General features: G+C 44.2%; 4 protein-coding genes and 1 pseudogene. All 5 read left to right on the forward strand.

Features of this window, described 5'->3' with window-relative positions; all coding sequences use genetic code 11:
• Positions 1-2 precede the first annotated feature (2 nt).
• Positions 3-1,835, forward strand: coding sequence for a SpvB/TcaC N-terminal domain-containing protein (locus JCM21531_RS03650; RefSeq protein ID WP_038287451.1), 1,833 nt, complete (start codon positions 3-5; stop codon positions 1,833-1,835).
• Positions 1,751-5,395, forward strand: coding sequence for a toxin TcdB middle/N-terminal domain-containing protein (locus JCM21531_RS03655; protein ID WP_243467157.1), 3,645 nt, complete (start codon positions 1,751-1,753; stop codon positions 5,393-5,395). The genes JCM21531_RS03650 and JCM21531_RS03655 overlap by 85 nt, the downstream gene beginning before the upstream one ends.
• Entirely contained in the window at positions 5,395-5,580 is a 186-nt protein-coding gene (locus tag JCM21531_RS03660) for a hypothetical protein (protein WP_038287457.1), read from the forward strand. Before JCM21531_RS03655 ends, JCM21531_RS03660 begins: the two co-directional genes overlap by 1 nt.
• A gap of 162 nt (positions 5,581-5,742) precedes the next feature.
• Positions 5,743-5,925 carry a hypothetical protein gene (locus JCM21531_RS03665; protein ID WP_038287460.1) on the forward strand — a complete coding sequence of 61 codons (183 nt, stop codon included), beginning with the start codon at positions 5,743-5,745 and terminating at the stop codon, positions 5,923-5,925.
• Positions 5,926-5,937: 12 nt separating this feature from the next.
• A pseudogene (locus JCM21531_RS24985) lies at positions 5,938-6,066 on the forward strand (Glu/Leu/Phe/Val dehydrogenase dimerization domain-containing protein); the annotation flags it as partial.
• Between the last annotated feature and the right edge of the window lie 171 nt (positions 6,067-6,237).

Below are 6,237 nucleotides of genomic sequence, written 5' to 3' on the forward strand. Positions count from 1 at the left end.
AAATGAGTAAAACAACAGGAATTGCAGAACAAATTCTGTCGTTGCCAAAAGGAGGAGGAACAATACAGGGTCTTGGTGAAAAATTCAAACCGGATCTTCATATGGGTACAGGGATATATAATATCCCCCTTGATATTCCCAATGGACCTAACGATATTGCGCCTAAATTGAACCTCTCGTACAACACGGCCTCTGGCAACGGTCCCTTCGGTATGGGTTTTTCATTAAATCTGCTTGCCATAAGCCGCTCTACCAATAAATGCATCCCCAGCTACACCGACAGTGATACTCTGGTACTTGAGGGTGCCGGAAAGATATTGGAAATTTCAGAAGGAATTTTCCGAGTTGAAACCGCTCCCTATGGCTGGCGTATTGAACGCTGCGGCGACGGCTTCATGCTCATGGACCAAAACGGTGTCAAGTACAAACTTGGAACAACGGAACAGTCCAGGATTTTCAAGGAGAATAGCAACCGCACCGAAACCTTCAAGTGGCTCTTGGAAGAAACGGAGGATCCCCTTGGATACAAAGCCGTTTTCGAATATATAAGGGACGGCGGAAACCTTTATATCAAAAAAATCTCCTACAGCATTTATAGTGTTGAATTTAATTATGAGAAGAGGAATGATTCTGTCATAAATATAAGGGCCGGTTTTCCGATAATAACCAATCTCAGATGCAGCAGCATTGACCTTAATATCTGTAATTCGGAAAATTCTCTTATAAGGAAATGGATTCTTACCTATAAGGAGTCTTCCCCCGGAAAGCATTCCCTTCTTCACAAAGTAGAGTTAAAAGGCTTTGATGATGAGGGAAACAGTGAAAGTTTGCCGGTTTTGACCCTGGACTATACCTCCTTTGGTACTCCTCAATTTAATAAATTCCGCGGCGTGCTTCCGGATGTTCTTCCCGATTCATACGACAACGGAAGAAGAGAACTTGTCGACTTCAACGGAGACGGTCTTCCCGATTTAATGGAAATCAGGAACGGTAGATCTGTAATTTGGGAAAATAAAGGCAATTGTGTTTGGGGGCGGCCTCATTCCAAAGACAGCTTCCCTTTGCCCATAGAACTTGAAGATCAAAGCGTAGCCTTTGCAGACTTGGAAGGCAACGGTACTGCGGACCTGCTCTTTATGGATCGACCCCTCTCGGGTTATTATCCCCTTTTACCGGGAGGAGGATTCGGAAAGCCAGTATTCTGGCGGCACTCCCCCCACGCAAAACTCAGCGATCCCAATACCAGATTATTGGATTTAAACGGTGACGGTATAACCGATCTTTTGTACATGGGAAAAGACTATTACAGCCTCTATTACAGGGATAAAGAAAAGGGTTGGATAGAAAGCCCCGTCACCCTTCCGAAAAGTCTTTTCCCTCCGGTCGATATAAATGACGGCCGTGTGTATTTTGCCGACATGACGGGGGACGGTTTGCAGGATATTGTGAAAGTAGACGGCTCCGGCGTGAGATTTTGGCCATACCTCGGAAACGGAATCTGGGGTAAAGAATTCAAACTCAAAAATGCCGTTACAATTCCCAATAATTTCATTCCCCAGAGAATGTTTCTTGCCGACATTGACGGTGACGGTTGTTCCGACTTGATTTACGTCGACTCCCACCGGGTCCTGTGTTGGATTAACACTGCGGGTTCCCATTTGAGTGAGCCCATCGAGATATCCGGAACGCCCCTTTCGGATGCAACAAATATACGTATTGCAGACATGAAGGTACCGGCACCCCGGGTGTTCTGTGGTCTTATACTGCTCCCGGAAGCAGGAAAACCGATTATTTCTATCTCGATATATCTGGGGGTAGTAAGCCCTATCTTCTGAACAGCATCGACAATGGAATGGGGCTCAAAACATCTATATCGTACAGCGTTTCGACATTGGAAAGTCAAAGAGATGTTTCTATAGGTAAGCCCTGGAACACATTCTTGCCCTTTCCCGTGCAGGTTGTCTCTGCTATTGTCTCTACCGATCTGATCACCGGGGTTCAAACAGTAAACCGCTACCGGTATCATGACGGGCATTACGAAGGCAGTGACATGGAATTTGCAGGTTTTGGGTCGGTAGAAGTAATTGAGAAAGGAGACGATTCTGTCCCGTCAATGATTACTAAAAACCACCACCATCTCGGTTGTAATGAAAAGGAAATCTCAATATCTCTTCCCCAAAAGGAGAAATTCCGGTTAAAATGCTTGCGGGGAAAACTTTTAAAGACAGAGGTTTGTGGCCTGGATAAAGACGGAAAAGAGATCCTTTATTACACAACCGAAAGCAAATGGGATACTAAAGTCTTAAACACCTCCGACGGCAGGGAATTCACCGTTCCCCTTCTTACCGAAACCCGTACAATGCACTTTGACAAAGATGCCGAAGTTTTCAGAATAAATTCCATCGAAAACCTCGAATATGATAAATACGGAAATGTACTGTTACAGCAACAAAAAGCCTTTAACCCCCATGAACCTTCAGATAGCAAAACACTCAATACAAGGATTTTTTACGCTGTAAGCAGTGAAGAAAGATTTGTCAACAAGCCATCCAGAGTGATTCAGACCGATGAAAGCGGAAGAGTTGTTTCACTGACACTGAGATATTATGACAATATGCCCGAAGGGCTTGTCGGCACGAAGGGTCTTATTACCAATCAAGAGTTTTTGGCATTAGACGACGAAACCGTTCGAAATATCTATTCCGAGGATATCCCGGATTTTGAGTCCCTGGGCTATCACCGCAAAGACGGTGAAGAGGGTTGGTGGGCTTTCGGAACTTCGTATCAGACTGAGGATATTGAGGGTGTATACACGGGAAGGGTCATAAACAGCTTCGGTGACGTCACGGAAATTATATTCGGAAGCAACCGTATATATCCCGAAAAAATTCTGGATGCCATGGGAAACAGTATTACCGCATCCTTTGACCTGCGTGCCAACAAACTGAAAACCCTTACCGATGCCAACGGCTGTACAATTGAAGAAAAGTATGATGCCCTGGGCAGACTGCTTTATACGGTAGAGCCCGGAACCAATGCACAATACCCCACTGTAAAGTATAAGTATATAACCGACAGTCTGCCGGTGTGTATTCTGATTGAAAAAAGGCCAGTAAACAACTCTCCGGAAACGATATGTCACAAGTTATTCCTCGACGGTTCGGGAAACGTAATAGAGGAACGGATTATCCGGAAAGACCATGAGTATGTTCAAAGAAGTTATGTTATGTCAAGCAGAGGATTGGTAAAAGAACAGTTCCTTCCCTTTATTGCCGCCGGCAAGGACTATCGAAAACCTCAAAGCGTTGACTCCATCAAGCTGGTCTATGACGCTCTCGGAAGACCCTTAAAGATCACAAACCCCGACGGTACCGTAAGGAGCATGGAGTATTCCGGAAACACTGTGTATATATACGATGAAGAGGATAACAGAGAGGAAGGCTCCTCCCTTCACAGCGGCACACCTCAAAAAAATGTCTACGATGCCACAGGCAGAATTTGTGAAGTGTCTTTAAATTTAAGCAATCGCTTTATCTCAACAAAGTACACTTACGATATCAAAGGAGATTTGATTGGGGTTTACCGGCCTGAAGGAAGTAAAACAACCTTTGTCTACGATTTAAGCGGGAATCCCGTCGCAGTTATAAGCGATCAGACAGGAATGTCCGTGTTTGTTAACGATGCCATGGGAATTGTAAGGGAAAAACGCAACGGCAAGGGAGACAAGGTGCTTTTTAGTTATGATTCCCTTGGACGTCTGAAAGAAATAAGGAACGGAAAAACAGCGGAACAAACAGCACAATACACATATCATGATACAAACAATCCCTGCCAGGATCTGTCCGCTAATTTAAACTATACACTGGGAAGGGCTGTCAGGGTCGTTCATCAGGGCGGTGAGGAAATATATGAATACGACGAACTTGGAAGGATAATAAAAAAGACAATCTCTTCAAAATATCTTCCTTCCCGTCAGCTTGTCTTTGACTACAGCTACAGAGCCGACGGACAACTCTCCTCAATTACCTATCCTGCCCTATCCCCCGGAAGCGGGAGAAGAAAAATACTCTATGAGTATGACCGAGAAGGAAGGCTTCTGGCAATACCGGGTTTTGTGAGCAGAATATGCTATAATGCCCGGGGACAACGAACCGAGGTTCATTATAACAATGGAGTACGCACCGTTTATACCTATGACGACAGAAACTTGCGTCTCATCAGTAGTGTTACAGAAGATTCCAAAGGTAATCTGATTGACGAATTTATTTATCAATACGACTTTGTCGGAAACATAGTAAAAATCGATTCCCGGGACGAAAAGATTTCCACTGATTACAGTTATGATGATCTCTACAGGCTCACCGGTGCCGTTACCAAATCCGGTTTAAGATGGACTTATGAATACAATGATCTTTCGGATATTACATTCAAGTCGGATATCGGAGAGCTTTTGTACGACAGCAACGGCAATGTTTGCAAGGCCGGAAACGATTTGTTTGATTTTAATGAAATCGGACAGCTTATTTCATCTTCGATGGGTGAATTCAGTTATGACTCATCAGGGAAGCTCATCAGTGCAGTCAGAGGTAATGAGAGAGTGGATATGACTTATGACCATCAAGGGCGAAGGATTGCACTAAGTTACAAAGGTCCCGACAAAACCACCGAAATACTTACTCCGGATGAAATGATATACATTGAAGATAATATCATGTACATTTTGATATTTGACGGAAACCTATGCATAGCAAGAGTTCGGGAAGATAACGGAGCAACGGTGTATCTCCATCACAACCACCTTGGAAGCACTTCAAAAGTAACCGCTGCAGATGGCAGCATACTGCAGAGCGTTTACTATGATCCTTTTGGTGCAATTATTGAAAATATCGTAGCAGTAGGCGCCAAAGAAGTAAGAATACTCTTTTCCGGCAATGAATATGATTTCTTTACGGGGCTTTTGTATATGTCCTCAAGATACTACTGCCCCAAAATAGCACGGTTTATTACCCCGGACACAATCGTACCGGATTTGTATAATCCGATGGCATGGAACCGCTACAGCTATGTTCTGAATAACCCTTTGAAATATACCGATCCCACCGGTCACTTCTGGAAGGAGATAGGTGATTGGTTCAAGGAAAATTGGAAGGTTATTGCTGCGGCAGTTGCTGTAGTTGCAGTTGTTGTAATCAGCGTAGTGACCTTCGGAGCAGGTCTTATCGGCGTAGGAGCACTGGTAGCAGTGGGAGCAGGAATGGCAATTGGAGGTGTCGTAGGTGGTATTGCGGCAAGTAAAGCCGGAGGAGATATATTACTGGGAGTGCTTTCCGGTATGGCCCTTGGAGGTGCCGCAGCTCTTGCCGGTGCTGCAATAGGTGCCGGTATAACTGCCTAATGGGTAATGGCCTTGGAGCGACACTTCTGAGCGGAACTCTTTCCGGTGCGGTTCACGGAAGTGCAATGGGACTTGCAGCAGGTTTTGCAGGAGGAGCGGGAACTGGAAGTAAAATATGGGAAAAGGTCTGGAAAGGTGCCCTGACCGGTGCCATAACCGGATTTTTCTTCAGTCTGGGAACTTAAGCTTTTAATAACGGCTGGCTTATAGATTCGAAAGCATTCTTTAATAATAAACCCAGCATTGATAACCCTGAACTATTATTTGCAAAAGCGGCAAAGGAGCTTGGCAAATCCCAAAGCGTAGGTACAGCATTATCAACCGTTGCAGTAGAAGTGGGAAAAAGCATGCTTAATACCGGCACGGGATATCGTATTCTAAATCTTATTTTTGGAGAGATTGCCGCTCCGATATGTCAAACTTTAATAGACTCATCAATCTCAGGATTAATAGTACTCGACTACGGAGATGACATCCTTAGGTTTCTGCAAAAAGCCGGAGTAGAGATAGAAGAATTATTTTTATGGTAGCATAGCAATGCAATGGACAACGGAATCACAAAGATATTCAACGGTTTCCGCATCCATCATAACAATGCGTGAGGACCGGTAAAAGGGGGTATTCGTTTCCATTCTCAGGAATCCGTTGATACAATTTGTGCATTATCTATGTGAATGACATGGAAATTTGCTGCTGATGACATACCGTTAGGCAGTGCAAAGCGGCGGTCATTGCCCTGAAATCAAAACCACTCGTTTTATGGGTGGTTTTGATTTCACATGGCTCATTTATCGCTTAATATGCATATTCATATTCATCTTTCAGTAATATAGCTTGATAAA

The organism is Acetivibrio straminisolvens JCM 21531, from assembly GCF_000521465.1.
GTDB lineage: Bacteria > Bacillota > Clostridia > Acetivibrionales > Acetivibrionaceae > Hungateiclostridium > Hungateiclostridium straminisolvens.